The following is a 23490-nucleotide window of genomic DNA, read 5'->3' as shown; positions in this document are numbered from 1 at the left end:
CCGCCTAGCCCGCAACCGCAATCTCCTGTTGCGCGGCCCAGGCGGCCAGGTCCTGCTTGCGGATGGCGGCGGCCATCAGGTCCGGGAACTTGTCCGGCGTGCAGGCAAAGCAGGGAATTCCCATCGCGGCAAATTGCGCGGCATGATGCCGGTCGAAGCCCGGTGCGCCATTGTCGTCCAGTGCCAGCAGGCAGATCATCTGCATGCCGCTGGCCGCCATGGCGCGCGCCCGGGCCAGCATTTGCGCCGCATTCCCGCCCTCGTACAAATCGCTGATCAGGACGAAGATCGTCTCCTGCGGACGGTGCACCAGGCCTTCGCAGTAGGCCAATGCGCGGTTGATGTCGGTGCCGCCGCCAAGCTGGGTGCCGAACAGCACTTCAACCGGATCGCTGAGCAAGTCCGTCAGGTCCACGATTGCCGTATCGAACACCACCACCTGCGTACTGACTGCCTTGATGGTCGCCAGCACCGCTGCGAAGATGCTCGCATACACCACGGAAGGCGCCATCGAGCCGCTCTGGTCGACACACAGCACGATATCGCGCAAGGCCTGCGTCTTGCGGGCGAAGCCGACCCGCCGTTCCGGCACGATGGTCTGGTAGTCGGCCTGGTAATGGCGCAGGTTGGCCTTGATGGTGCGCAGCCAATCGATTTCGTTGTGGCGCGGCCGGTGGTTGCGGGCCGCCCGGTTCAGGCTGCCGCTGACCGCCTGGCGCATCGGGTTGGACAGCTTGCGCTCGAGCTCCTGCACCACTTGCCGCACCACCTGGCGCGCCGTCTCCTTGGTCTTGCCGGGCATCAGGCGGTTCAGCGACAGCATGGTGGCAACCAGGTGCACGTCCGGCTGCACGCTGCGCAGCATTTCCGGCTCCAGCAGCATCTGGTGCAGGCCCAGGCGGTCCATGGCATCCTTTTGCATCAGCTGCACCACGCTGCTCGGGAAGTACTGCCGGATATCGCCCAGCCAGCGCGCCACGTTCGGCGCCGAGCCTTGCAGGCCGCCGCGGCGCTCGCCGGGGTCGTACAGCGCGGCCAGGGTGCGGTCCAGCGCCGCGTCCTGCTGCTGCAGCGGCAGGTTATCGGCCTCGCTGCCCAGCATCAGGCGCCAGCGCCGTTCCAGTTCTTCTTGTGAGCACTGCTTGACGCTCATGCTGCCACCTCGCTAGTTTCGACAGGACCCAGCAGGGCCGCCAATACCGGCAGCACCAGGCCGGCGCGCGTTTCATCCGTTCCGGCAGCGGCGGCCGCCGGCGCCAATGCGACCGCGCCGGTCGCGACACGCTGCCCCAGCTGGCGCCGCTCGGCCGCCTCGAAAGTGGCGAAGGTCCGGCGCAGCAGCGGCAACAGTTCCATGAAAGTGTCCCCGGGCAGGCTGGCGACCCAGGATTGCAGGATCTGCCAAAGCAGCTCGTTCATCACCAGCAGCAAGCCGCTCCCCTGCAGGAAGCCCTCCAGCCATTCGGCGCTGGACAAGGGCTGGACCGGATTGGTGCAAGCCAGCGACAAGGCTTGCGCCACCTGTTCCACCTGCCAGTGCTGCTGCTCCAGCAGGATGCGCACGGCGCGGCCGGCGACCAGCGCATGCGCCTGACCGCGCGTGCATTGCACCAGCGCTGCCAGCCATGCTTCGCGGTGCCCGGGCTTTTGCAACAGGCCGATGGCACTGTCCGCCTGCAGCAGTTGCCGCAACAATACCTGTGCCGCCTCTTCGTTGATGCCGCGCGCCGCCAGCGGCAAGGCGATGCAGGCGCGCTGCACCAGGCCGTCCATGACCTGCGCCACGCTGGCGGTATCGGTGTTGCGCGTGCTGCCGTAGCGCAGCACATTGGCCAGCGGCGCCAGCGCCTCGAGCAAGGCGCCTGCTTCGTGGGTGGTCGCAGCCAGGGCCTGCATGCGCGCCATCACTTCCGGCACGGCGTGGCGCGCATCGGCCAGCAGCATCTGTTCGGCCAGCCCGGTCACGTCGGCCAGGCGCGTCGCGTTGCGCGCCAGGTGCACCAGGCGCGCATTGCATGCCGTTTCCACGGTCGCGCCCCAGACGTTGGCTTCGATCAGGCGCACCTCGAAATCCGGCTCCCATGCCAATATCCATTTTTCATGGAAGCTGCCGCTCTTGTTGCTGACGGCACGGGTGCGCCCCCAATCGATGCCCAGCAAGGACAGGCGGTGCAGGAACACGCTCTTTTCCATGTGCTTCGGCTGGCGCAGGTCCAGTTCGAGCTCCTGCTGGTCGGCGCGCGGCGCCATGCGGTAGCTTTTCTGGAGCTGCCGCACGTCCGCCGGCAGCGGCAAAGCCGGCGTTTCAGCCGGCACTGCGCCGAGGCGGTCATTGACCAGCAATTCGCGCTCGATCATGCGCAGCGGCGCATCGCTATCGCCGAACAGCACGCTTTGCAGCGACTCCAGGAGTTCGCCAAGGCCGGCGCGCGAGCGGTCGCGCAGCGCGGCCAGGCTTTCGGCCAGCCGCAGCGCTTCGATCACATGCGCCGACGAGGCATCCAGCCCATGCTTGCGCAGCAGGCGCACAGCATCGGTCAGCCAATAGGTGGAGGCGCGTTGCGGCGTATTCCACAGGTGGTGGTACCAGCCGGGGGCTTGCACGCCTGCGCCATAGCCGCTCTCAAAACTCAGGCGGCCGTAGCTCCAGGGCGTCCAGGTCGCGGCAACCCTGGCTTTCGGCAGGTCGCTCAGCACCTCCTTGTCATGCTTTGCAGTGGGCATGTCGCGCAGGGCCGGCACGTGCCAGGCGCCGCACACCACGGCAATGCGATCATAGCCCTGTTTCTGGGCGGCGCGGATCATCTGGCGCATATGCGCTTCGCGCTGGGCTTCGCGCGGCGCCAGCGGCTCGTCCAGCGACTTGCGCGCCACCGACATCATTTCTTCAATAGCGGCAAACAGCTCCAGGCTGTCGTGGCGCTGCTCGACCAGGTGGTCCCACCAGGTCTCGAAGTCGGAGAATCCGGCGGCCTGCGCGAGCTGCAGCATGGCGTCGCCGCTGCGCCGCCCCGGGCGCGGCGCGTCCTCGGCGTCCGCTTCGCCGTCGCCGTCTTCCCCGGCCGGAACCGACATGTGCGCCGCCAGCGTATGCGCCATCGGCAAATCGATGAAGCGCGTCGGCACGCCATGCGACTGGCCGTACCGGATGGCCTGCCATTCCGGCGAGAACTCGGCGAACGGGAAATGCGAGGCATGTTGCGGCATTGCCGGCGCATACACCAGCAGTGCCACCGGCGGGCGCATCTCCGCATGGGCGGCCAGCGCCAGCAGCTCGTCCGCTTCCGGCGGCCCCTCGATCAGGATCGCGTCCGGCTGCAGCTGTTGCAAAGCTTGCGCCAGGCTGCGCGCGCAGCCCGGGCCATGGTGGCGGATGCCGAAGAAATGCAGGGCCATCAGAGCACTGCGTGGCAGGCGCGGTACAGGTCTTTCCAGCCTTCGCGTTCCTTGACCACGGTTTCCAGGTATTCAAGCATGACCACGCGGTCCTGCACCGGATCCTTGACGATGGCGCCAACCACCGACGACGCCATGTCGGCGCCGCGCAGCATGCCGTCGCCAAAGTGCGCCGCCAGCGACATGCCGTTGGTGACCACCGAGATCGCTTCCGCGGTGCTCATGCTGGCGCTGGGCGACTTGAGCCTGATCCTGCCATCCTCGGTCTGGCCGGCGCGCAGTTCGCGGAAGATGGTGACGATGCGGCGGATTTCCTCCAGCGCCGGCTTCTCGATCGGCAGTTCCAGCGCGCGCCCCAGGCTGGCGACGCGGCTCTCGACGATGCTCACCTCCTCGTCGGCGCTGTCCGGCAGCGGCAGCACCACCGTGTTGAACCGGCGCTTCAGGGCGCTGGACAAGTCGTTCACGCCGCGGTCGCGGTCATTCGCGGTGGCGATCACATTAAAGCCCTTGGCCGCCTGCACGTACTCATCCAGTTCGGGAATCGGCAGGATCTTTTCGGACAGGAGGCTGATGAAACCATCCTGCACTTCGGATGGAATGCGGGTCATCTCTTCGATGCGGGCCAGTTTGCCGGTGCGCATGGCGCGCATTACCGGGCTTGGCACGATGGCATCCTGGCTCGGGCCCTTGGCCAGCAGTTGCGCATAGTTCCAGCCGTAGCGGATGGTCTCTTCCGCCGTGCCGGCCGTGCCCTGCACCACCAGGTTGGAATTGCCGCTGATGGCCGCCGCCAGGTGTTCGGACACCCAGGACTTTGCCGTGCCCGGCACACCCAGCAGCAGCAAGGCGCGGTCGGTCGCCAGCGTGGCCACGGCGATCTCGATGATGCGGCGCTTGCCGATGTACTTTGGCGTAATCTCGAAACCGTTATCCAGCGTGCCTCCCAGCAGATAGGTAGCGACCGCCCAGGGCGACAGTTCCCAGTTCGGCGGGCGCTGGCGCTGGTCGGCTTCCTTCAACGCCGCCAGTTCATGCGCAAACTGCTGTTCGGCGCTCTGGCGCAGTACTTTGATCTCGTTAGCCATGCTCATTCCTTATTGTCCATAAAGCTGCGGTGCAGCGTATTCTTAAAGCGCAGCGCTTCTTTCAATTCATCGACCAGTTGGCGCCAGTTGTCCCAATGCGCCCATGCCGGCTCCGGCCATCCCTGTTCCAGGTAATCCATTTCGCCGGTGTCCAGCAAGGTAGCCATCGTGTCGAACTCCAGCTTCATCGCATAGCCCGGCGCATCCTTTTCGCGCATCATCTGCTGCAGCCGGCCCAGCAACAGGCGCGACGCGGCCGGCGACACCGGGGCGCCGCCTTCGCTCGCCATCAGCCGCGCCAGCATCAACGCATCCGGTACGCCCTGGGCCTTGCCGCATTCCAGCCAGGCATGCAGCACGCGCTCGCGCTCCGCCGGCGCCAGGGCCATGGCCATCTCGGCGAACCTGGCCGACAGCACGCGGGCATTAGGTACTTTCGAGGCGTGGATGGCGACGAACCAGTCCGCCGCCTGCGGCGAACCGGCCCGGGCGGACAGGCCGATGGCGTGCACCAGGCCCTCCTGCAGCACACGCCCGAACTCGCATGCCTGCATCACCTGCAGCACGCCTGCCGGCGACACGCCCCAGCGTCCAGCCCAATGGGCGGGCGGCACGCACTGCATCATATTGAACATCCAGGACTGCTTTTCGCCCATGTGGTAAGGGTTTTCGGCGCCCACGCCGTCGCGCTTCATCGCCTTGTCGCAGGCTTCCGGCAAGGTCACTTCCAATGCGGGCAACTGGCCCTCTCCTTTGGGCTGCAGCGAAAACAAGGCTTCCATGCGCGCCGCGCAACGTGCGCTGAGCTGGGAGCCCGGCAGGATCGCCAGCAGCTCGCGCGCTGCGCCACGGACTTCCTTGCGCTTGTCCTCCAGCGCTGCCTCGAGGAAAGCCTCGTCGGCCAGGGACAGTCCCACTTCCAGGCATGGCAGCAAGGCGCCTCGCAAGTCGGCCGCCTCCTGCGCCCAGCCGCTTTGCAGGCTGGCCAGGGCTGCGGCGGGATCGGCGGCGCGCATCGCGCGCAAGGCCGCCGCGCGCTGCGCCGGGCCGCCGGTATTCCACGCCAGGTCCACGGCAGCCGCATCGTCGGCGCCGGCAACGTATTTCGCGCTCCACTCGGGGTGCTGCGTCACCAGCCAGCGGCCACGCTCGCCGAGCACCGGCATCAGTTGTTCGCGCAGTGCCGGCTTGCCCATGCCCTGCTCCAGCAAAGGCACCAGGCAGGCATGCGGCAGGCTCACGCCTCTCGCATGCGCCAGCGTCAGCCAGGTTGGCAGCAGGCTTGCATGCATGCCGCGCATCAGCAATAGCAGGATGTCTTCGGCGGCGCGCGGACACGCGGTGCCATCCGGGGCCGCTGCCGGCGGGGCATCAATGCCGCCAGCGGGCCGGAAACCTGCGCGCTGCCACAGGTCCTGCGCGGCCAGTGCATGCCACAGGTTTTGTCCGGCCACAGGCAGCAACGCAGGCGCCACCCCGGTTGCGGCATCGAACGGAACGCGGCTGGTGCCCGCCAGCACGGCCTTATGCAAATTAACCGGCAGCTGCATCAGCCATTGCCTCCATCGAGATTGAAACTGCGGCCGCCGGCACAGGCCGACAGCGGCAGGAAGGAATAGCCATGCCACAGGCCGAAAACCTGCAGGGGATGGCCGCCGGCCAGCGCATGGAGCTGCCAGCCCTGGCGGAAGGCCGCATCCACCGCCAGTGCATCGCCATTGGCGCCGCGCAGCGACCACGGCATGGCCTTGCCCGCATGATGGACAGGCGTCACCTGTTGCAGCGCCATCGGCCAGGATTCGAGGAAGGGATTGGCGGCCAAGGCCTGCGCATAGCGCTCAAGCTCCTCGCCGAGCTCCGTCGGCGCGGTGGCCGGCTCCGCGCCAGGCGCGGCATCCAGCAGCTTCATATCGTCGGCGAAAACCACCCGCATCGGCAACGCGGCGGGGTAGTAATGCACGGTCCCCTGGTAAATGGCACCGGTCGGCGGCGCTGGCGGCAAGGCCTGGCTGCCTGCCGAAAACTGCAGCAGCATGGCCCAGCGACCGCTGCTTGCGCCGCGCAGGAAGGTTGCGCAACTCCCCACGCGGCCATCCTCCTGCGTACGCGCGCCAAGCACCAGCCAGCGGTCGTGGACACCCGGCTGCGCCACGACTTCGTCCTGGCTGGTCACCCAGCCGATGGCCGCGCGTACCTCATGCTGCAAGCCGGCAGGCAGCGAGGACAGGCGCCCGTAGGCCTGCCGCAAAAGTGCCAGTTGCGCCAGTTCGCGCGCCGCGGCCAGCTCCCAGCCGTCGCCGCTCCCGCCATAAATCGCCAGCCCCAGGCGGCGCACGCGCGAGGCCAGTCCCGGCGCCTGCGTGTCGACCAGGCGGGCCGCCATCGCTTCCCAGTCCCGCGACGGCTTGCCGCGTAGCGTAACCAGGCCGTCGCGCGCCAGGTCTTCCAGCCAGGCGTCCAGCACAGCCAGTCCGGCTTCCACATTGCCCTGGCGTTTCTCCTGGCGTTTTTGCTGGCTTGCTTCGCGCGCGGCGATCGCTTCCGGGGTTGCCGCTTCGGCTTCTTTCGCGGCTTTTTTCTCGCTGCGCTCTTCGCGGCTTTGCAGCCAGTCGCTCACCCACTGGGGCGCATCGGTCTCCTTGAAAGCGGCGCTGTCGCGCGCATACAGCAGGTACAGGCCGATGCCATGCTTGCAGGGGAATTTGCGGCTGGGGCAATTGCATTTGAAGGCCGGGCCGGCCAGGTCGATCTGGGCACGGTAAGGTTCCTTGCCGCTGCCCTGGCACAGCCCCCACAGGGCTTGTGCATGCCCGCCGAGGCCGGACCATTTTGAGAAGCTGGCCTGCCCGGTGCCAGCTTTGGCGGATGCTGCGTCCGGCGCAAGCGCCAGGATTTGTTCGGCAGTAAGGCTCACAATCACCTGTTAAAGTGGAGGGTAAAACGAGCCGCAAGTGTTGCAAATATATTTACCTATGTCAATCAAACAAGAACGTGCGCACGCCGAGAAACTCGCCCGCCAATCCGCCCCCGCCTCCCCGGCCGCATGGCGCGCGTGGTTCGACGGTTCCGCCCACCCCAACCCTGGCCGCATCGGCATCGGCGTACTGCTGTCCGGCCCTGCCGGGGAGCGCGTGGAGATCAGCCGCCGGGCAGGCCACGGCAGCAGTGGCGATGCGGAATACCTCGCCCTGATCGCAGCGCTGGAAAAGGCCGTGGAACTGGGCGTGCCGGAACTGCTGGTGTTCGGCGACAGCCAGGTGGTAGTGCAGGATGTGCTGGTATCGCCGCAGTCAGGGGCGAAAGCGCTGGAGGAGCATCGCGCCCGGGTTGGGCAGCTGATGGCGGCACTGGCACAAGTGCATGTGCGCTGGGTGCCGCGCCACAGGAATGGCGATGCGGACCGCCTGTCGCAACAGGCGGTCCGCGAAGGCAATGCTTAGCGAACCTTGAACACGCTGACCACCTCGGCCAGGTTGCTGGCCTGGTTCTGCATCGATTCGGCGGCGGCAGCCGCTTCCTCCACCAGCGCGGCATTCTGCTGCGTGACCTGGTCCATCTGGCCGACAGCCTTGTAGACTTCGTCGATGCCGGAGCTCTGCTCGGCGCTGGCAGCGGTGATCTCGCTGATGATGTCCGACACGCGCTGCACGCTGGAGACGATTTCCTCCATCGTATTGCCCGCATCCGACACCAGCCGCGTACCCGCGTTGACCTTCTCGACCGAGTCGCCGATCAGCTGCTTGATTTCCTTCGCCGCAGCGGCCGAACGCTGCGCCAGGTTGCGCACTTCGGACGCCACGACCGCGAAGCCGCGGCCCTGCTCGCCGGCGCGCGCCGCTTCCACCGCCGCATTCAGCGCCAGGATATTGGTCTGGAACGCAATGCCGTCGATCACGGTGATGATGTCCACGATCTTGCGCGAGGAAGCGTCGATCGATTCCATGGTACCCACTACTTCCGACACCACGCTGCCGCCCTTGCGCGCCACCGAAGCCGCCGCACCGGCCAGCTGGTTGGCCTGGCGCGCGTTATCGGCGTTCTGCTTGACGGTCGAGGTCAGTTCTTCCATCGACGACGCGGTCTCTTCCAGCGACGCGGCCTGCTGCTCGGTGCGCGCCGACAGGTCCTGGTTGCCCGCCGCGATCTCGCTGGAAGCGATGGTGATCGAATGGGTACCGTTGCGCACTTCGCTGACGATGTTCAGCAAGGCCTGGTTCATGTCGCGCAGGGCGCCCAGCAACTGGCCGGTTTCGTCGCTGCCGTGCACGCGGATGTCGCCGGTCAGGTCGCCCGCAGCCACACGGCGCGCCGCTTCCACCGCGCGCGACAGCGGCGTGGTGATGCCCTTGGTCAGCACGAAGGCGCACACCGCGCCAAACGCCACCGCCAGTGCGGCCAGCACCGTCAACAGGCTGCGGCTGTTGGCCGAAACGCTGTCGATTTCCTTACCGATGGAGTCGATCTTCCCGCGCTGCATGGACAGCAGGTCCTGCACCAGCACCTGGTACTGCGCGGCAGCCGGGCGATAAGTCTTTTCAAATACCTCGTTCGCCTGCTCCAGTTCGCCGTCGGTCTTCAGCTTGGCGACCTGGTCGCGCGAAGCAATGTACACCTTGCGCTGGGCCATGATGCGGTCGAACAGCTCTTTTTCATCAGGATCGCCGATCAGGGGCTCGATGCGTTTCTGCAGGTCCGACGAAGCGGCCGTGGAGGCTTTCGATTCGTCGGCGAAGAAGGCACCCAGAGATGGGTCGCTGCTGCGGGCAATGGCCGTGGTGCGGCGGATAGCACTATCGATCTTCGAATACCAATCGGAGATCATGCGTTCTTTGGCCAGCGGCGTTTCCATCATCTGGCGCGTTGCGCCGGCCACTTGCTGCAGGCGCCATACGCCGATGGCGGCAATCACGATGGACAGTGCAAGCGTTACGGCAAAGCCGAAAGCCAGGCGTTTGCCGATACTCATGTTATTCAGGAATTTCATGCCGCCATCTTCTCGATCAGGCCCATGTCGGCAGACGACATCAGGCGTTCAATATCAACCAGGATCAGCATGCGGTCATCGATGGTACCCAGGCCGGTGATGTATTGAGTATCCATCGAGCCGCTGATGTCCGGCGCAGGCTTGATCTGTTCCGGCTGCAGGGTCGTTACATCGGACACCGCATCGACCACGATACCCACAGTGCGGCTGCCGATATGCAGGATGATGACCACGGTGAACGGGCCGTAAGTCGGCTCGCCAAGCTGGAAGCGCACGCGCATGTCGATGATCGGCACGATCAGGCCGCGCAGGTTGATCACGCCCTTCACGTAGTCCGGCGCGCTGGCGATGCGGGTCGGGTTCTCATAGCTGCGGATCTCGCTGACCTTCTGGATATCGATGCCGTATTCTTCCTGCCCGAGGGTAAAGGCCAGGAACTCGGCAGCTTGGCTGGTTGTTGTGGTCATGATAATTTTTCACTTATGAACGATGACAGCATAATGTTACCGTAGCCCAATAAAATAATCATCAACAATTTTGCTCTAGAGAAACATACAAGCTTGCGATAAATACATGGCACAATTGCGCAGCTAAAAACGGAACCAAGGCTTTATGGATATCTCTCTGAGCAGTTGGCAAGCGCGCCTGGTCGCGCTGGCCGGTGCAGCGGCGGGCGACGACGGCGCCCACGACACGAATCATTTGCACAGGGTGTGGCGCAACGCCAAGCTGCTGCTGGAACAGCACCCCGAGGCCGACCGCCTGGTCGTCATGGCAGCGTGCTACCTGCATGACCTGGTCAACCTGCCGAAGAACCACCCGCAACGCCATCTGGCCTCGCGCCAGGCCGCCGTGCTGGCGCGCACCCAGCTGGCCGGATCCGGCTTCCCGGCCGAACGCCTGGAGGCGGTAGCCCACGCCATCGAAACCCACAGCTTCTCCGCCGCGCTTGCGCCAACCACGCTCGAAGCGCGCATCGTGCAGGACGCCGACCGCCTCGACGCGCTGGGCGCCGTCGGCCTGGCGCGCATGTTCTATATTGCAGGCCGCATGGGCACAGCGCTGGCGCATCCGGACGATCCCCTTGCCGTCAATCGCGAACGCAATGACAAGGCTTACTCGCTGGACCACATCGAGGTAAAACTGGCCACCCTGCCCGGCACCATGCAAACCGCCGCCGGCCGCGCACTGGGGGAGCAACGCCTGCGGGAGCTGCTGGCCTTCCGCGACAGCTTCGTCGCAGAATGGGCGGTGGCGGCATGAGCGGGGCCGCACCGGACACCAGATCGAAAGGCAACCTGAACTTCGTCCTGGTCAGCATCTTCATCGACATGCTGGGCATCGGGCTTATCGTGCCGGTGCTGCCGATCCTGGTCGGCCAGTTCGTGCAGGACCGCGAATTGCACGCGCTGTGGTACGGCATCCTCGGCGCCACCTTCGGCCTGCTGCAGTTCATCTTCATGCCGATGCTGGGCGCAATCAGCGACCGGGTCGGCCGCCGCCCCGTCCTGCTGTATTCAATGGCCGGCATGGGCATCAATTTCCTGACCACGGCCTGGGCTCCGAACCTGGCCTGCCTGTTCATCGGCCGCGTGATCGGCGGCATGTCCTCGGCCAGCATGTCCGTGGCCTCGGCGTATGCGTCCGACATCTCCACCCATGAAGACCGCGCCAAGAGCTTTGGCAAGATCGGCGCCACTTTCGGCCTCGGATTCATCTGCGGCCCGATGCTGGGCGGCCTGCTGGGCGACGTCAACCTGCACCTGCCTTTCTACGTGGCTGCAGCCCTGTCCTTTGCCAACTTCATTTACGGCTATTTCTTCGTGCCCGAATCGCTGCCGGAAGCCCAGCGCGACAAGTTCAAGCTGGTGTCGGTCAACCCGTTCAATTCGCTGGCCAAGCTGGCCCGGCGCGAAGATATTCGCGGCCTGGTCATCACCTTCACCCTGGTGACCGGTGCGCAAATGATGCTGCAATCGACCTGGGTGCTGTACACCCACTTCCGTTTCGGCTGGAGTCCGGCGGAAAACGGCGCCGCCCTGTTCTGCGTCGGCCTGACCGCTGCCGTCGTACAAGCGGGCCTGCTCGGCGTCCTGATCCGCAAGTTCGGCGAAGTTCGCCTGTCGCTGCTTGGCCTGACCTCGGGCGCGATCACCTATATGCTGTACGGCCTGGCCACGCATGGCTGGATGATGTACGTCTTCATCCTGTGCAACCTGCTGGCATTCGCCGCCGGCCCGGCATTGCAAGGTATCGTGTCGAAGGCCACGCCGGCCAACGAACAGGGAGAGTTGATGGGCTCCTTGCAGTCGATCAGCAGCCTTGGCACGGTGGTCATGCCCCTGCTGGGCGGCGCCATTCTCGGTACGGTGAGCCATCTGCCGCCGAGCGACTGGCGCATCGGCAGCACCTTCTTCCTCTGCGCTGCGATGCAGGCGGTGGGCATCTACGTCGCCCGGCGCTATTTCCGCCAGCACCGCATGGCGTCCACGGCGACAACGGAAACAGGCGCATAATCGAGGCATGACCGCACGCGTGCACAGCTTCTTCCGCCAGTTGCTCGCCGCCCTGCCGCTGGCAGTGGCAGCCTTGCCGTCGCATGCCGACTGTTCGCGCGACATTGTCGTTCCCGTGTCGACCACCGGCGTCAGCGTCATCGTCGGCAACGGGACATTCAGCGGAATCTACCCGGAGATATTCCGCAGCCTCGGGCCGCGCGCAGGTTGCCATTTCAGCTTCACCTCGGTCCCGCGCGCTCGGCAGGAACTGCTGTTCGAAACCGGCAAAGCCGACTTGCTGCTGCCAGCTACACGCACGCCGGCGCGCGACGTGCACGGCATTTTCGTCCCGATGGTGGGACACCGCGCCGTGCTCATTTCGCTGCAAAGCCCGCGCCCGCAGATCGCCAATGCCCAGGACCTGCTGGATCGCCGCGATCTGCGCGTGGCCATCGTACGCGGCTACGACTACGGCGAGGCTTACCAGGCCATCGTGCGCGAACTTGCGCGCCAGGGGCGCCTGTTCACCGAAGTCGAGCCAGGCGCAATCGCCCGCCTGCTGCACGTTGGCGCAGTGGACATCACGATCATGGGCCCGACCATCCTGGCCGGCGCCATCAACCGCGAGGCGCGCGTAAACGGCATGCTGGACCGGCTGCGCATGGAGCCGATCCCGGAACTGCCCTGGCAGCAGACCGGGGTCTATGTCTCGCGTACGTCATTGAACCCGGATGACCGCGCCGTCCTGCTCGAATTGCTGGAACGCGCCGCCAAGTCGAACGTAGTGCTGGAAGGCTTCCAGCGCTACCACCGTCCGGAAATCCTGGCAGAAAGCGTGCGCCCGCGCTGATGGCCCCGTCGGTTGTCGCCATTGTCCTGTGCGGCGCGCTGCTGCACGCCGGTTGGAACGCGCTGGTCAAGAAGGGCCGCGATCCATTCCTGAGCAGCGTACTCGTGGCCAGCGGCGCGGGGCTGATTTCGCTACCGCTGCTACCCTTCCTCACGCAGCCGGCCGCAGCAAGCTGGCCATACGCCCTGGCGTCCACCGCAATCCACTATGCCTACTACGGCTTGCTGGCCGCCGCTTACCGGCACGGCGATATGAGCCACGCTTACCCGCTCATGCGCGGCAGCGCTCCGCTTCTGGTCGCCATCGCCAGCGTGCCCCTGCTCGGCGAACATCTCAGCGCCATCCAGTATGCTGCCATCGCCTGCATCAGCGGCGGCATCTTCGGCCTGTGGTTCGCTGCACAGTCTGCCGCGCCGCACAGCGCCTCGTCGCTCGCCGATACCAGTCCCCGCCGCCGGGCAACCGTCTACGCTTTGCTGAACGCGCTGGTGATCGCCGCCTACACCCTGATCGATGGCCTGGGCGTCCGCGCTTCCGCCGCGCCAGCCGCTTACGTCATGTGGCTGCACGTCCTTAGCGCCGTCGGTTTGCTGGCCTGGTGCCTCCTCCGCTGTCCGCGCGAGTTGCAGGACTATGCCCGGCAATTCTGGAAAGTCGCCATCCTCGGCGGCGCCGGTACGCTCGGTGCGTATGGACTCGCACTCTGGGCAATGACCGTCGCCCCGCTGGCCGCCGTCGCAGCCCTGCGCGAAACTTCGATCCTGTTCGCTGCGCTGATCGCCAGGTTTTTCCTCTCCGAACGCATAGGCGGCAAACGCGCCCTCGCCATCGCAGCAATCGCCGCAGGCGCCGTATTAATGCGCCTCGCCTGACGTTAATAGTCCTGCTGGTTACGGCACGAGTAATTCACCGCACCAGATTCGGCCCGATGTTTTTTCCGGCACCAGAATCCGCTCCAGGTAATCTTCGAGCCCGAACTCAGCACGGATCACCTCCCCGCTATTCTCGTCGAACCGATGAACCACATCACTGCCGTTGGCAGTGGGAACAAAAAAGTACTGGGTCTGATTCTCACGTGAGAGAAAGAACGGCTTACTCTCAATGAACTCGTTCATTTTCGTCTTGTTGATATCGTACTGCTCCTGAGCCTTCATCTCAGCGAAAGCAAGGTTCAAAAAGTCTTCCCGCAACTGGTGTTGCCGAAGCACCTGAAGCCGCACATTGGATGAACAATAAGGAAAGAAGTCCAGTTCAAATCCCAATGCGCCATCGCCGAGTTCACACCCTGATGACCGCCCGGCTTCCAACAAAAATAGCCTGAAGTCTCCCGAAATTTCGATGTCATACAGACGTGAAATCTGAGCCAGCTCGGTTTCGCTGTAGCCGCGAACCGGATCCGTGCCTCGTTTCCTTGATGTTTCAATGAATTCGCGCATTTCCAGTTATCAGATGCTTGGTTTGCCGCAGAGTTCAGCGCGCCTGGCAGGCGCGCGCAGCACCTGATCGACATAATAGGTCAGTGCGGTCTCTGTGTACTTACGATCCGGGTGCATCGCAACGAAGGCAGACGCTTTCTGCATCCAGGTCGCAACGCAGCTCGCTGTTGGCTGGGTGCTTGCGGCGCAGGCCGTGAATGCATCGAATGCGCTGCGGTAGCTGGAGAACGTGGCATGGTCCATTGGCAGACCATGCCCCGGCACCAGGGTCTGGAAATCGACCCGGTCAATCTCGGCCAGCGCCTGGCGCCAGCCTTCCGCACATCCCGTGTCAAAGAATGGCAGCGGCACCACCACCAGGTCGCCGACGAATACGGTCTTGCTGGCGGCATCATGGACCCAGACGTCGCCCTCGGTCGCCGCATGCTTTGCCAGATGCAGCCACAGTTCGCGGCCGCCCAGCCTGACCGACATCGTTCCTTTCACCGGCAGATCGGGAATCAGGTTCGCCGGATCGCTAATCGCATTCAGGTACAGGCGCGTATCGACCTTGGACGATTCCGGCACTGTCGGATCGTCCAGCCGGGCCTTCGCCTTGTCGACATTCCGGCTTAAAAAGCCTTTCAACGCACCCTCTATAGCCGTGCTGGTGTAGAGCTTCGCTCCCGGGTACGCAGCGCGAATGCGTGCATTGCCCGTCGCATGATCAAGGTGCCAATGCGTGTTAATGATCGCCGTAATGGGCTTATTCCGCGCCTTTGCGACGGCAATGATCTTATCGGTATGCTCGGGATGACGTCCGGTATCGATGACAAGAAACTCGTTCGCACCTTCGAACACTATTGAGTTCCCATCCGGCTGCGCATTTTCCGGTACTTTCCCTTCGATGAAGGTGTAAGGCGCTTGCGGATGCGGTGCAGGCATTCCGGCGGTAGCCGGTTCGGCCGCGAGTGCCGCAACCGGCGCGATCGCGGCAAGTAGGAGCAGCGAATACTTCAATTGCATTTCTCCGGGTCGTCCATATAACCAGCACTCTAGCAGCAATTAGGTGGCGAGATGTCAAGAAGAGTAAATCAAACTGATCTGGACGATTCCGCCTGCTCGCCATTCGCGTGCGCCCTGCATTCGGCTGACGTGCCATCGACAGGGCGTTTGCGAACGCAGATAGGCCGTGTTCCCAATACCTTTGAATCACGAGCCGTTCACTCCAAATGGCGACGCACGCAGGATCAAGCACCGCGGCTCGTTCAATGATAAAAGCCGCGGCTGCCAAAGTCGGTGTCAATCATCCGTCGGAGCAGTTGGCGTCCCATCCCAACCGCGCCTGTCCCATACTGCCTGAACCCTGGCCCAAGTCTCATCGCTCATTTCGGACTTCCAGACCCCGCCTAACATCCAGGCGAATCTACGGTTCTTCTTGGCTTCTTGCTCCACCCGGTCGATGAAGGCCGGCCCATGGCACGAAAGAAGATCCTCCAGCGCCCCAGCTGCCATAATGCCGACGTCGTGATCCGAGAAGCGATGATCCTTTGCCGCGAACAGGATGTACTCCCAAGCTCTTTCCGGATTGTCGCGGACTTCATCGACAGGTTCCATGAAAGCCCATTCATTTTCTGCTTTGAGCTGAAGATCGGCTGACTGAGCGGCTAGCCAACACTCCATAAGGTAATCGACTGGGTAGCCTAACTCCTTCCAGCGCTCATAGGTATTCGTTGCCATTCAGTTCAATCCCCGATCACTGCGTATAACCGTCCGCGACCGCTTTCTGCGGGTCTGCAAAGATCGCCATGGCAGTGTTCATGCGGCGAAATCCGAATTTCTCGTAGAACGGCTCCCTGCCCGGAACGGCATACAGGATAATTTTCCGGTGGCCCCTGGACAGGTCGACAAGCCTTTGAATGAGTTCCTTCCCAAGTCCCGAGCCTTGATGGGCAGGGTGAACCACAATGTCGCACAGATAAGAGCAATCGACGCCGTCGGCAACCGCGCGCCCTGCGGCGACAATTCGATCACCGTCGAACGCAATGCACTTGAACATGCTATTTGAGTAACCGGTCTTCAACCACTCGCCACTCTTGATTCCAAGAGGTGCGATGCGATAGAGCTCGGACATTTCTTCCCAATCGAGCGTTTCGATCGATTCAGTCCAGCGAATTGCCATGAAAGCCTCCTAGCGGATGTATGCGAAGTTCATTGTTTCCCTACCACCGGCAGCACAACCGAACTGCCATGGAACACGCGCTGCGTCGCCCTTTTGTAATCACCGGGTTCCGCAAAGAAGATGTTCGGCACGAAGGTCTGCGGATTGCGGTCATACAGCGGGAACCAGCTTGACTGCACCTGGATCATCAGGCGATGCCCCGGCAGCAGGACGTGGTTCACCGGCGGCAGCGCAAAATTGAACTGGACTGGCCTGTTCGAAGGGATGGCAGAGGGCTTCTCGAAGCTCTCGCGGTAACGCCCGCGCAGGATGTCCATCGACAGCGGCAACTGGTATCCGCCCAGTTTCGGCTGTGAGGGCACTTCGTCCGGATAAACATCGATCACCTTCACCACCCAGTCCGCATCGCTGCCCGACGTCGAAGCTACCAGCTGTACCTGCGGCGCACCCGAGAGCACCAGCGGTTCTTTCAGCGGTTCGGACACATAGCTCAACACGTCAGTGCGATCGCTGACAAAGCGCTGGTCGTGTACCAGCCAGGGCTTCCACACATTCTCATCGCCCATGCGTACCGGCCTCGGCACGAACGGCACCGGCTTGGCGGGATCGGCCACATACTCATCGAAGCTCTTGGCATTGCCCGGCTCGGACCACGACAATCTGAAACCATCCTGAAGGTACACCGCCTTCGCCGCCGACGCACAGCCCGTTGCGCAAGACACCGGCCATTGCGCCAGCCGCTGCCACTTGTTGCTGCCGGTCTGGTAGGACAGCACTGGTGGCGTATCCGCGGCCGGCGCGCCATCGACCAGATGCTGCTTCAGGAAGGGCAGCATGATATCGCGCCGGAACACCAGCGCCGTGTCGCCGGTGAACTGCAGTGCGCCCAGTGCAGAGCCATCATAATTCACGCCACTATGGCGCCACGGTCCGACCGCCAGGAAATTCAGCTGATTGTCCTTGTCCTGTTTTTCCAGCGCCGCGTATGCCGCGTAGGTGCCGTAAATATCTTCCTGGTCCCACTGCCCTACTACATGCATGGTCGGCACAGACAAAGGACGCCTGGCCAGGATACGGTCCAGCGCCTGCTCCTGCCAGAAGCTGTCGTAGGCGGGATGCTCGAACAGCTTGCGCGTGAAGTTAAGCTGGTCAAGGCCATACTTGCGCGCCAGGCTGGCCACCGAGCCGCCGCGCAATACCACCTCGTAGTCGTCGTAGGCGCCGGTCGCCAGCGGCTCGCCGCGGCCTTTCACAGTATTCTGGCTCGCGATATAGTCCAATGTATTGACTCGGAAGGCGCCGTTGTGGAACCAGTCGTCGCCGCGCCATCCGTCCACCATCGCGCTCATTGGTACCGCTGCTTTGAGCGCCGGATGCGGTTCGGTCAGCGCCATCAGCACGGTAAAGCCCTCGTACGAGGAACCGATCATGCCGACCTTGCCGTTCGTTTCCGGCACGTTCTTCACCAGCCAGTCGATGGTGTCCCAGGCGTCGGTGCCGTTGTCGGTCGGGCTGGAATTCAGCGCGCCCCGGACCGGCCTGGTCATCACGTACTCGCCTTCCGAACCGTATTTGCCGCGCACGTCCTGGAACACGCGAATGAAATCGCGGCCGAATACTTCGTCGCCCTGCGGCAGCGCGGACTGCATATAAGGACTCACATTGCGGCGCGCACGGCCAGCAGCATTGTATGGCGTGCGGGTCAGGATGATCGGCGCCTTGCTGGCACCCTTGGGGACCACGATCACGGTATGCAACCGGACACCATCGCGCATCGGGATCATCACCACCCGTTTGACGTAATCCGCCCTCTCCTGCGGCGCCTCGAAACCTGGCACGATATCCGGCGCCATCGGCGAGGTTTGCGCGCCGGCCGGGGCGGCCAGCAGCAAGGTCATCAGGGTGAGGCAGCTAGGCATGGGAACTCCGCGACTTTATAACTTGCGCAATATTACTAGAAAATCAATGCCAGGATGAAAGCTAGTGCGCGCACATACGGTCGGGGCAAGCCCGTCAAAAATGGGTCCTACGATGAAATGGAAGGAGCCAATCATGAAAAAATTGCTCATTGCCACCCTTCTGGCAGGTTCACTGGGCGGCGGACTGGTGATTGCGCCGGTCGCCAGCGCCGATGTAATCGTTGTCCGTGTTGCGCCACCGCCACCACGCGATGAGGTCATTCCGCCGGCCCGTGCCGGCTATATCTGGACGCCAGGCTACTGGCGCTGGAACGGCCACCGTCACGTCTGGGTCAACGGCAAATACGTGCGCGCCCGCGACGGCTATTACTGGCGCGAACCGGCCTGGGCCCAGATGGACAACGGCCGCTGGCGCATGGAACGCGGCCGCTGGGAACGCGGCGACCGTGACCGCGACGGCATCCCCAACCGCTACGACCGCGACCGCGACAACGACGGCGTGCCGAACCGGATGGACGAACGCCCGAACAACCCCAACCGCTACTGAGCGGCATCAAATGTCCACTTCGGGGTCAGGAACCAAAGTGGACATTTGCCCCAGAAATGTCCACATTCGTTCCTGACCCCGAGGTGGACATCTTGACAGGGCCGCGCTGAACTGTAACCATTGCGCCATGAAATTCATTCAAGCACATCTGTTCTCCCGCAATTGGTGGCGTCGCTGATATCGCGCGGCCACTGAAAAGTGATGTGATTTTAATATCAACGCCGCCTCTGTCCAGGTGGCGTTTTTCTTGGCGCAATCGGTAGGGGCAAGCAGAAAGAACCCTATGAGCCAGCCAGCATCCAACGCCAAACCGATTATCCTGACCGGCGACCGCCCGACCGGCCCGCTGCATCTCGGTCACTTCGTGGGCAGCCTGCGCAACCGCGTCTCCTACCAGGACGACTACAACCAGTTCATCATGTTGGCCGACTCTCAGGCCCTGACCGACAATATGGAAGACACCAACAAGGTGCACCGTAATGTGGTCGAAGTGGCACTGGACTATATGGCGTGCGGCATCGACCCGGCCAAGTCGACCATCCTGATCCAGTCGCAGATCCCGGAACTGGCCGAACTGACCTTCTATTACCTGAACATGGTCACCGTAGCCCGCCTGGAGCGCAACCCGACCGTGAAACAGGAGATCGTCCTGCGCGGCTTTGAGCGCGACATTCCGGCCGGCTTCCTGACCTACCCTGCATCGCAAGCTGCCGATATTTCGGCCTTCAAGGCCACCATCGTGCCGGTCGGCGAAGACCAGATCCCAATGATCGAGCAGACCAACGAGATCGTGCGCAAGTTCAACCGCCTGGCCAATAAGGAGATCTTGGTCGAGTGCAAGGCCGTGGTGCCGGAAGTGGGCCGCCTGCCAGGCATCGACGGCAAGGCAAAAATGTCCAAGTCGCTGGGCAATGTGATCAACCTGGGCGCCAGCGCGGCCGAGATCACCGCTGCCGTCAAAATGGTCTATACCGACCCGCTGCACCTGAAAGTATCCGATCCGGGTCACCTGGAAGGCAATGTCGCCTTCATCTACCTGGATGCCTTCGACAACGACAAGGCCAGCCTGCAGGAGATGAAGGACCACTACGTGCGCGGCGGCCTGGGCGACTCCGTCGTCAAGAAGCGCCTGGAAGCCGTGTTGCAGGACATGCTGGCCCCCATCCGCGCCCGCCGCGAAGAACTGGCCAAGGACAAGGGCTACATCATGCAAGTCCTGAAAGAAGGCACGATGCGCGCGCGCGAAGTTGCCGCCCGCACCACCGATGAAGTCAAGGCCGCCCTGGGCCTGAACTACTTCTGATGCTGTTCGCCGCCGCGCTGTATGCATTCGCCAGCGCGGTGTGCTTCATCGCCTATGCGCTCGACAAGACGGCAGCCCGCGAGGGACGCCGCCGTACGCCCGAGCGCACGCTCCTTCTCCTTGGACTGGCCGGCGGCTGGCCCGGCGGCTTCGCGGCGCAGCAGCTTTTGCGCCATAAATCATCCAAAACCTCGTTCCTCGTCAAATTCTGGCTCACCGTGATTATGAACTTGGCCGTCCTCGTTGCGCTACAGGCCGGATGGATAAGTCTCGGCAGGTTCCTCGTGTTGCCACAGGGCTGAACGCTCAAGCGGCCGCAGGGCCGTGGTACGGTCAACATGGATCAGTGCGTCGAATTGCTGTTCCGCATCGGCGAAGAAGTAATGGCTCATACGCTCGGTATCGGGCCGGTAGATTACCCCGATCGCCCTTTCCAGCAATCGCCCTCCAGCCCGCGCCAAGGCGCTGTTGCGGCCACGCAGCGGCAGCAGGAAGGCCGGCATGCCCACCTGGTGCAGCACACGCTCCACGCTGTCGGGCCGTGACGGTACGATGGATTTCAGCTCGGCAGGTCCATCCCAGTCGCTGGCTGCCGTCACGCTGCCGGCATGGGTGGTGAAGCCAAGCAGGAAGCTGTCCTGCGGCCGGTAACGCTCGCGCACCAGCTGGCCCAGGTTCAACTGGCCATGCTTGCCCATCTCGGTATGGCGCGCGTCGCCCAGGTGGGAGTTGTGCGCCCAGACGACGATGCGCGCCGGCCGGCCGATGGCCTGGCCGACGTGTTCGCGCAGCGCCTGCAGCGTTTCCGCCATATGCGAATCGCGCACATTCCATGATTCGTCGCGACCCTTGAACATGGCGCGGTAATACACCTCTGCATTGCGGGTGACGCGCGCATTCTGCTGGGCGTAGAACAACTCATCGGGCACCATGCCGGTACGCAGGTGTTCGTTGGCGGCGCGGTTCAATTCGACCAGCTGGCGCAGCACTTCGGCTTCACAATCGGGCTTCATGCCGAAGCTGGTGGCGTAACCGTAGCGCTGCGGGTCTTCCGCAAAGTGGTCGATGCAGCCGTAGCGCTGGCGCGCACGGGACGCCGCTTCGGGGTCAACCTGATCGAGGTAAGCGATCACCGCGTGCATCGATTGCTGCAGGCTGTACAAGTCAAGGCCGTAGAAGCCGCAGCGGCGCGCCGGGCTGGCGACGTGGTGGTTGTGGACGCGCAGCCAGTTCACCAGGCCCACGATCTCGTGGTTGCGCCACATCCATTGCGGGAAGCGCTTGAATCCCGACAGTGCCTGGTCGGCACTCATATCATCGCCGCCGTGCTGCACATAGCGGCTGACGCGCAGGGCATCCGGCCAGTCGGCTTCGACTGCGATCGCGTCGAAACCCTTGTCGACAATCAGCCGCTTGCTGATGTCGGCGCGCAAGCGGTAGAACTCCTGGCTGCCATGGGTGGCTTCGCCCAACAACACCAGCGATGCATCGCCGATGCTGTCGAGCAGGAAGTCCAGGTCCTCCGCCGTTTCCAATGGCCGCGCCTCGCGCTGCAACGCGGCGATCAACGTCTTGTCCATGGCCTGCAAGATATCGCAAGCTGTGCGACACTGTCGCAGGTTTAATCGGGGAAATATTGCATGTGGACTGGTGTAATGTGCGGCCTGCTGGCGGGCGCGATGTGGGGCATGGTGTTTATCGTGCCGGAGTTGCTGTCGGCCTTTACGCCGCTGGAGATGGCGGTCGGCCGTTACGTCGCCTATGGCGCGCTTGCCTTTGTCCTGATGTTGCCGCGCCTGCGCAACCTGGTAGGCCGCCTGGAGCGCGATGACTATTTGGCACTGGTACGGCACGCCCTGGCGGGCAACCTGGTGTACTACATGCTCCTCGCGCTGGGCGTAAAACTGGCCGGCGTGGCGCCGACCTCCCTGATCATTGGCGTGCTGCCGATTGCCGTCACCCTGATGGGACGCAATGACCACGGCGCGGTACCGCTGCGCCAGCTGGCCATGCCGCTGCTGGTGACGGCTGCCGGCATCACCTGCATCAATATCGACGTGTTCCAGCATGCCGCCGCCGATGGTGCGTCCATGCTCAATACCGTCATCGGCGTGGTGTGCGCAACTGGCGCCTTACTTTGCTGGAGCTGGTACACGCTGGATAATGCGCGCTACCTGAAGCGCAAGCCACATTACAGCAGCGCAGAATGGTCGGCGCTGTATGGCCTTTCGACCGGCGTGATTTCCCTGGTGGTAGGCGGCATCGCCTTCGTCATCTTCCACGGCGATGTGACCGGGGCCGCCGGCGCTGCGTCGGGCCGCGACTGGACACTGTTCTGGATCTGTAACAGCCTGCTGGCCCTGGGCGCCTCGGTGATCGGCAACCATTTATGGAACGTCGCCAGCCGCCGCGTGCCGGTGACCTTGTCCGGCCAGTTGATCCTGTTCGAAACCTTGTTCGCGCTGATGTACGGCTTTATCTACAAGCAGCAATTCCCGCGCCCGCTGGAAATTGCCGCCATCGTGCTGCTGATCGCCGGCGTCACATGGTCGATGCACGTGCACGCCCAGGAGGAGGAGCTCAGCCCGGCTTGACGCCGGACCCGATGCGCTCGGCCACCAGTGCCGCCATCGCCGCCGCGCCCTCGTCCGCCGCCCGATCGGGGCCGCCTTGCGCCCCGCGGTTTCCTGCGGTTGCCGCGCGGGCGCTCAGGCCCGCCACGACACCCTCCGCATCCGCGGCGCCGCGATTCTGGCTCACCTTCCACTTGCCGACGATCGACGCGATCGGAATCTCGATCCCGACAATCGCCTTCAGCAGCCCATCCACGAAATCAACCGGCGCATCCGAGACCGCCCATGGCTCCGGCAAACCGCTCTCCTGCATTGCAGTCAGGTCGCAGAGCTGCCGTCGCAGCCAGGCTGCATCCTCGACGACGCGCGCAGCACCGCGCACCTGGACCATCGCATAATTCCAGGTCGGCACCACCTTGTGGGAGGTTGCTTTCGATGCGTACCATGAGGGACTGATATAAGCCTCCGGCCCCTGGAACACTACCAGGCACTCGCTGCCGGCAGCCAGGGAACGCCAGGCCGGGTTGGCCCGCGCCATATGCGCCCGCAGCATGCCCAGCCCGGCTTCCCCCTCGTCGGGATAAAGCGCGAACGGCACCAGGTCCGCAGTCGGTGCGGCGCCGGTAATCAGCAGCATTCCGAGCGGGTAGGCCCGGATCAGGCCATGTTTGACCTCAAGCCGGTCTTCAGCGAAAGCAGTAGGAAGATACATGCGCCCAGTGTAGCGCGGCGCGC

At 63.7% G+C, this 23490-nt stretch carries 23 protein-coding genes; 9 read left to right on the top strand and 14 right to left on the bottom strand.

Annotated elements, in window-relative coordinates; genetic code table 11:
• Positions 1 to 4 precede the first annotated feature (4 nt).
• The 5 genes from ACWBU6_RS13850 to ACWBU6_RS13830 are packed head-to-tail and all read right to left on the bottom strand — an operon-like array spanning position 5 to position 7398.
• A complete protein-coding gene (locus tag ACWBU6_RS13850; RefSeq protein ID WP_452649354.1) occupies positions 5 to 1153 on the bottom strand; it encodes a VWA domain-containing protein in 1149 nt (382 codons plus the stop codon).
• Positions 1150 to 3396: a DUF5682 family protein gene (locus tag ACWBU6_RS13845; RefSeq protein ID WP_452649353.1), complete on the bottom strand. Its 2247-nt coding sequence runs from the start codon at positions 3394 to 3396 to the stop codon at positions 1150 to 1152. Before ACWBU6_RS13845 ends, ACWBU6_RS13850 begins: the two co-directional genes overlap by 4 nt.
• On the bottom strand, positions 3396 to 4484 hold the full coding sequence (locus tag ACWBU6_RS13840) for an AAA family ATPase (RefSeq protein ID WP_452649352.1): 1089 nt from the start codon (positions 4482 to 4484) through the stop codon (positions 3396 to 3398). Before ACWBU6_RS13840 ends, ACWBU6_RS13845 begins: the two co-directional genes overlap by 1 nt.
• Before the next feature lie 2 nt (positions 4485 to 4486).
• Complete coding sequence (locus ACWBU6_RS13835) at positions 4487 to 6034, bottom strand: DUF5691 domain-containing protein (protein WP_452649351.1); 1548 nt, start codon at positions 6032 to 6034, stop codon at positions 4487 to 4489.
• Positions 6034 to 7398 carry an SWIM zinc finger family protein gene (locus tag ACWBU6_RS13830; RefSeq protein WP_452649350.1) on the bottom strand — a complete coding sequence of 455 codons (1365 nt, stop codon included), beginning with the start codon at positions 7396 to 7398 and terminating at the stop codon, positions 6034 to 6036. The genes ACWBU6_RS13835 and ACWBU6_RS13830 overlap by 1 nt, the downstream gene beginning before the upstream one ends.
• A gap of 58 nt (positions 7399 to 7456) precedes the next feature.
• On the opposite strand from ACWBU6_RS13830, the gene ACWBU6_RS13825 reads away from it, so the two are divergent.
• Positions 7457 to 7924, top strand: a complete 468-nt coding sequence (locus tag ACWBU6_RS13825; protein WP_452649349.1) for a ribonuclease HI family protein — start codon at positions 7457 to 7459, stop codon at positions 7922 to 7924.
• Here the strand turns inward: ACWBU6_RS13825 and ACWBU6_RS13820 are convergent.
• Positions 7921 to 9468: a methyl-accepting chemotaxis protein gene (locus ACWBU6_RS13820; RefSeq protein WP_452649348.1), complete on the bottom strand. Its 1548-nt coding sequence runs from the start codon at positions 9466 to 9468 to the stop codon at positions 7921 to 7923. The genes ACWBU6_RS13825 and ACWBU6_RS13820 overlap by 4 nt on opposite strands.
• Positions 9465 to 9935: a chemotaxis protein CheW gene (locus tag ACWBU6_RS13815; RefSeq protein ID WP_452649347.1), complete on the bottom strand. Its 471-nt coding sequence runs from the start codon at positions 9933 to 9935 to the stop codon at positions 9465 to 9467. Before ACWBU6_RS13815 ends, ACWBU6_RS13820 begins: the two co-directional genes overlap by 4 nt.
• Before the next feature lie 145 nt (positions 9936 to 10080).
• Here ACWBU6_RS13815 and ACWBU6_RS13810 point away from each other — a divergent pair, with 145 nt between their 5' ends.
• The 4 genes from ACWBU6_RS13810 to ACWBU6_RS13795 are packed head-to-tail and all read left to right on the top strand — an operon-like array spanning position 10081 to position 13688.
• Positions 10081 to 10731, top strand: coding sequence for an HD domain-containing protein (locus tag ACWBU6_RS13810; protein ID WP_452649346.1), 651 nt, complete (start codon positions 10081 to 10083; stop codon positions 10729 to 10731).
• On the top strand, positions 10728 to 11984 hold the full coding sequence (locus ACWBU6_RS13805) for a TCR/Tet family MFS transporter (RefSeq protein ID WP_452649345.1): 1257 nt from the start codon (positions 10728 to 10730) through the stop codon (positions 11982 to 11984). Before ACWBU6_RS13810 ends, ACWBU6_RS13805 begins: the two co-directional genes overlap by 4 nt.
• A 7-nt stretch (positions 11985 to 11991) precedes the next feature.
• Entirely contained in the window at positions 11992 to 12816 is an 825-nt protein-coding gene (locus ACWBU6_RS13800; protein ID WP_452649344.1) for a substrate-binding periplasmic protein, read from the top strand.
• Positions 12816 to 13688: an EamA family transporter gene (locus ACWBU6_RS13795; RefSeq protein WP_452649343.1), complete on the top strand. Its 873-nt coding sequence runs from the start codon at positions 12816 to 12818 to the stop codon at positions 13686 to 13688. Before ACWBU6_RS13800 ends, ACWBU6_RS13795 begins: the two co-directional genes overlap by 1 nt.
• Positions 13689 to 13706: 18 nt before the next feature.
• On the opposite strand, the gene ACWBU6_RS13790 is transcribed toward ACWBU6_RS13795, so the two are convergent.
• The 5 genes from ACWBU6_RS13790 to ACWBU6_RS13770 all read right to left on the bottom strand — a co-directional run bounded on the left by ACWBU6_RS13790 (position 13707) and on the right by ACWBU6_RS13770 (position 18332).
• Positions 13707 to 14252, bottom strand: coding sequence for a hypothetical protein (locus tag ACWBU6_RS13790; RefSeq protein WP_452649342.1), 546 nt, complete (start codon positions 14250 to 14252; stop codon positions 13707 to 13709).
• Positions 14253 to 14261: 9 nt separating this feature from the next.
• Positions 14262 to 15257, bottom strand: coding sequence for an MBL fold metallo-hydrolase (locus ACWBU6_RS13785; protein WP_452649341.1), 996 nt, complete (start codon positions 15255 to 15257; stop codon positions 14262 to 14264).
• 276 nt (positions 15258 to 15533) lie between these two features.
• Positions 15534 to 15971 carry a DUF6869 domain-containing protein gene (locus tag ACWBU6_RS13780; RefSeq protein WP_452649340.1) on the bottom strand — a complete coding sequence of 146 codons (438 nt, stop codon included), beginning with the start codon at positions 15969 to 15971 and terminating at the stop codon, positions 15534 to 15536.
• A 16-nt stretch (positions 15972 to 15987) separates the two neighbouring features.
• Positions 15988 to 16413, bottom strand: a complete 426-nt coding sequence (locus tag ACWBU6_RS13775; protein ID WP_452649339.1) for a GNAT family N-acetyltransferase — start codon at positions 16411 to 16413, stop codon at positions 15988 to 15990.
• A gap of 29 nt (positions 16414 to 16442) precedes the next feature.
• On the bottom strand, positions 16443 to 18332 hold the full coding sequence (locus tag ACWBU6_RS13770) for a CocE/NonD family hydrolase (protein ID WP_452649338.1): 1890 nt from the start codon (positions 18330 to 18332) through the stop codon (positions 16443 to 16445).
• A gap of 133 nt (positions 18333 to 18465) precedes the next feature.
• On the opposite strand from ACWBU6_RS13770, the gene ACWBU6_RS13765 reads away from it, so the two are divergent.
• The 3 genes from ACWBU6_RS13765 (at position 18466) to ACWBU6_RS13755 (ending at position 20484) form a co-directional block, all read left to right on the top strand.
• Positions 18466 to 18879, top strand: coding sequence for a YXWGXW repeat-containing protein (locus ACWBU6_RS13765; RefSeq protein ID WP_452649337.1), 414 nt, complete (start codon positions 18466 to 18468; stop codon positions 18877 to 18879).
• A gap of 283 nt (positions 18880 to 19162) precedes the next feature.
• The gene (gene trpS, locus ACWBU6_RS13760; RefSeq protein WP_452649336.1) at positions 19163 to 20182 is read left to right on the top strand and encodes a tryptophan--tRNA ligase; all 1020 of its coding nucleotides are present in this window, start codon (positions 19163 to 19165) and stop codon (positions 20180 to 20182) included.
• The gene (locus ACWBU6_RS13755) at positions 20182 to 20484 is read left to right on the top strand and encodes a DUF1294 domain-containing protein (protein WP_452649335.1); all 303 of its coding nucleotides are present in this window, start codon (positions 20182 to 20184) and stop codon (positions 20482 to 20484) included. The genes trpS and ACWBU6_RS13755 overlap by 1 nt, the downstream gene beginning before the upstream one ends.
• On the opposite strand, the gene ACWBU6_RS13750 is transcribed toward ACWBU6_RS13755, so the two are convergent.
• Positions 20431 to 21762, bottom strand: coding sequence for an erythromycin esterase family protein (locus ACWBU6_RS13750; RefSeq protein ID WP_452649334.1), 1332 nt, complete (start codon positions 21760 to 21762; stop codon positions 20431 to 20433). The two genes, ACWBU6_RS13755 and ACWBU6_RS13750, sit on opposite strands and share 54 nt — an antisense overlap.
• A gap of 60 nt (positions 21763 to 21822) precedes the next feature.
• On the opposite strand from ACWBU6_RS13750, the gene ACWBU6_RS13745 reads away from it, so the two are divergent.
• Positions 21823 to 22776: a DMT family transporter gene (locus ACWBU6_RS13745; protein ID WP_452649333.1), complete on the top strand. Its 954-nt coding sequence runs from the start codon at positions 21823 to 21825 to the stop codon at positions 22774 to 22776.
• On the opposite strand, the gene ACWBU6_RS13740 is transcribed toward ACWBU6_RS13745, so the two are convergent.
• Positions 22763 to 23467: an FMN-binding negative transcriptional regulator gene (locus tag ACWBU6_RS13740; RefSeq protein ID WP_452649332.1), complete on the bottom strand. Its 705-nt coding sequence runs from the start codon at positions 23465 to 23467 to the stop codon at positions 22763 to 22765. The two genes, ACWBU6_RS13745 and ACWBU6_RS13740, sit on opposite strands and share 14 nt — an antisense overlap.
• Positions 23468 to 23490: the final 23 nt, after the last annotated feature.

It is taken from the genome of Pseudoduganella sp. HUAS MS19 (genome assembly GCF_053615455.1).
The sequence above is the reverse complement of the archived record's forward strand: the minus strand, read 5'-3'. Positions and strand labels throughout refer to the sequence as shown.

Coding starts and splice junctions, on each gene's coding strand:
- ACWBU6_RS13770 (WP_452649338.1), bottom strand. CDS start 18,332: ATGCCTAGCTGCCTCACCCTGATGACCTTGCTGCTGGCCGCCCCGGCC.
- ACWBU6_RS13755 (WP_452649335.1), top strand. CDS start 20,182: ATGCTGTTCGCCGCCGCGCTGTATGCATTCGCCAGCGCGGTGTGCTTC.
- trpS (WP_452649336.1), top strand. CDS start 19,163: ATGAGCCAGCCAGCATCCAACGCCAAACCGATTATCCTGACCGGCGAC.
- ACWBU6_RS13740 (WP_452649332.1), bottom strand. CDS start 23,467: ATGTATCTTCCTACTGCTTTCGCTGAAGACCGGCTTGAGGTCAAACAT.
- ACWBU6_RS13825 (WP_452649349.1), top strand. CDS start 7,457: ATGTCAATCAAACAAGAACGTGCGCACGCCGAGAAACTCGCCCGCCAA.
- ACWBU6_RS13815 (WP_452649347.1), bottom strand. CDS start 9,935: ATGACCACAACAACCAGCCAAGCTGCCGAGTTCCTGGCCTTTACCCTC.
- ACWBU6_RS13835 (WP_452649351.1), bottom strand. CDS start 6,034: ATGCAGCTGCCGGTTAATTTGCATAAGGCCGTGCTGGCGGGCACCAGC.
- ACWBU6_RS13845 (WP_452649353.1), bottom strand. CDS start 3,396: ATGGCCCTGCATTTCTTCGGCATCCGCCACCATGGCCCGGGCTGCGCG.
- ACWBU6_RS13805 (WP_452649345.1), top strand. CDS start 10,728: ATGAGCGGGGCCGCACCGGACACCAGATCGAAAGGCAACCTGAACTTC.
- ACWBU6_RS13785 (WP_452649341.1), bottom strand. CDS start 15,257: ATGCAATTGAAGTATTCGCTGCTCCTACTTGCCGCGATCGCGCCGGTT.
- ACWBU6_RS13800 (WP_452649344.1), top strand. CDS start 11,992: ATGACCGCACGCGTGCACAGCTTCTTCCGCCAGTTGCTCGCCGCCCTG.
- ACWBU6_RS13850 (WP_452649354.1), bottom strand. CDS start 1,153: ATGAGCGTCAAGCAGTGCTCACAAGAAGAACTGGAACGGCGCTGGCGC.
- ACWBU6_RS13840 (WP_452649352.1), bottom strand. CDS start 4,484: ATGGCTAACGAGATCAAAGTACTGCGCCAGAGCGCCGAACAGCAGTTT.
- ACWBU6_RS13820 (WP_452649348.1), bottom strand. CDS start 9,468: ATGAAATTCCTGAATAACATGAGTATCGGCAAACGCCTGGCTTTCGGC.
- ACWBU6_RS13790 (WP_452649342.1), bottom strand. CDS start 14,252: ATGCGCGAATTCATTGAAACATCAAGGAAACGAGGCACGGATCCGGTT.
- ACWBU6_RS13775 (WP_452649339.1), bottom strand. CDS start 16,413: ATGGCAATTCGCTGGACTGAATCGATCGAAACGCTCGATTGGGAAGAA.
- ACWBU6_RS13780 (WP_452649340.1), bottom strand. CDS start 15,971: ATGGCAACGAATACCTATGAGCGCTGGAAGGAGTTAGGCTACCCAGTC.
- ACWBU6_RS13810 (WP_452649346.1), top strand. CDS start 10,081: ATGGATATCTCTCTGAGCAGTTGGCAAGCGCGCCTGGTCGCGCTGGCC.
- ACWBU6_RS13745 (WP_452649333.1), top strand. CDS start 21,823: ATGTGGACTGGTGTAATGTGCGGCCTGCTGGCGGGCGCGATGTGGGGC.
- ACWBU6_RS13765 (WP_452649337.1), top strand. CDS start 18,466: ATGAAAAAATTGCTCATTGCCACCCTTCTGGCAGGTTCACTGGGCGGC.
- ACWBU6_RS13795 (WP_452649343.1), top strand. CDS start 12,816: ATGGCCCCGTCGGTTGTCGCCATTGTCCTGTGCGGCGCGCTGCTGCAC.
- ACWBU6_RS13750 (WP_452649334.1), bottom strand. CDS start 21,762: ATGGACAAGACGTTGATCGCCGCGTTGCAGCGCGAGGCGCGGCCATTG.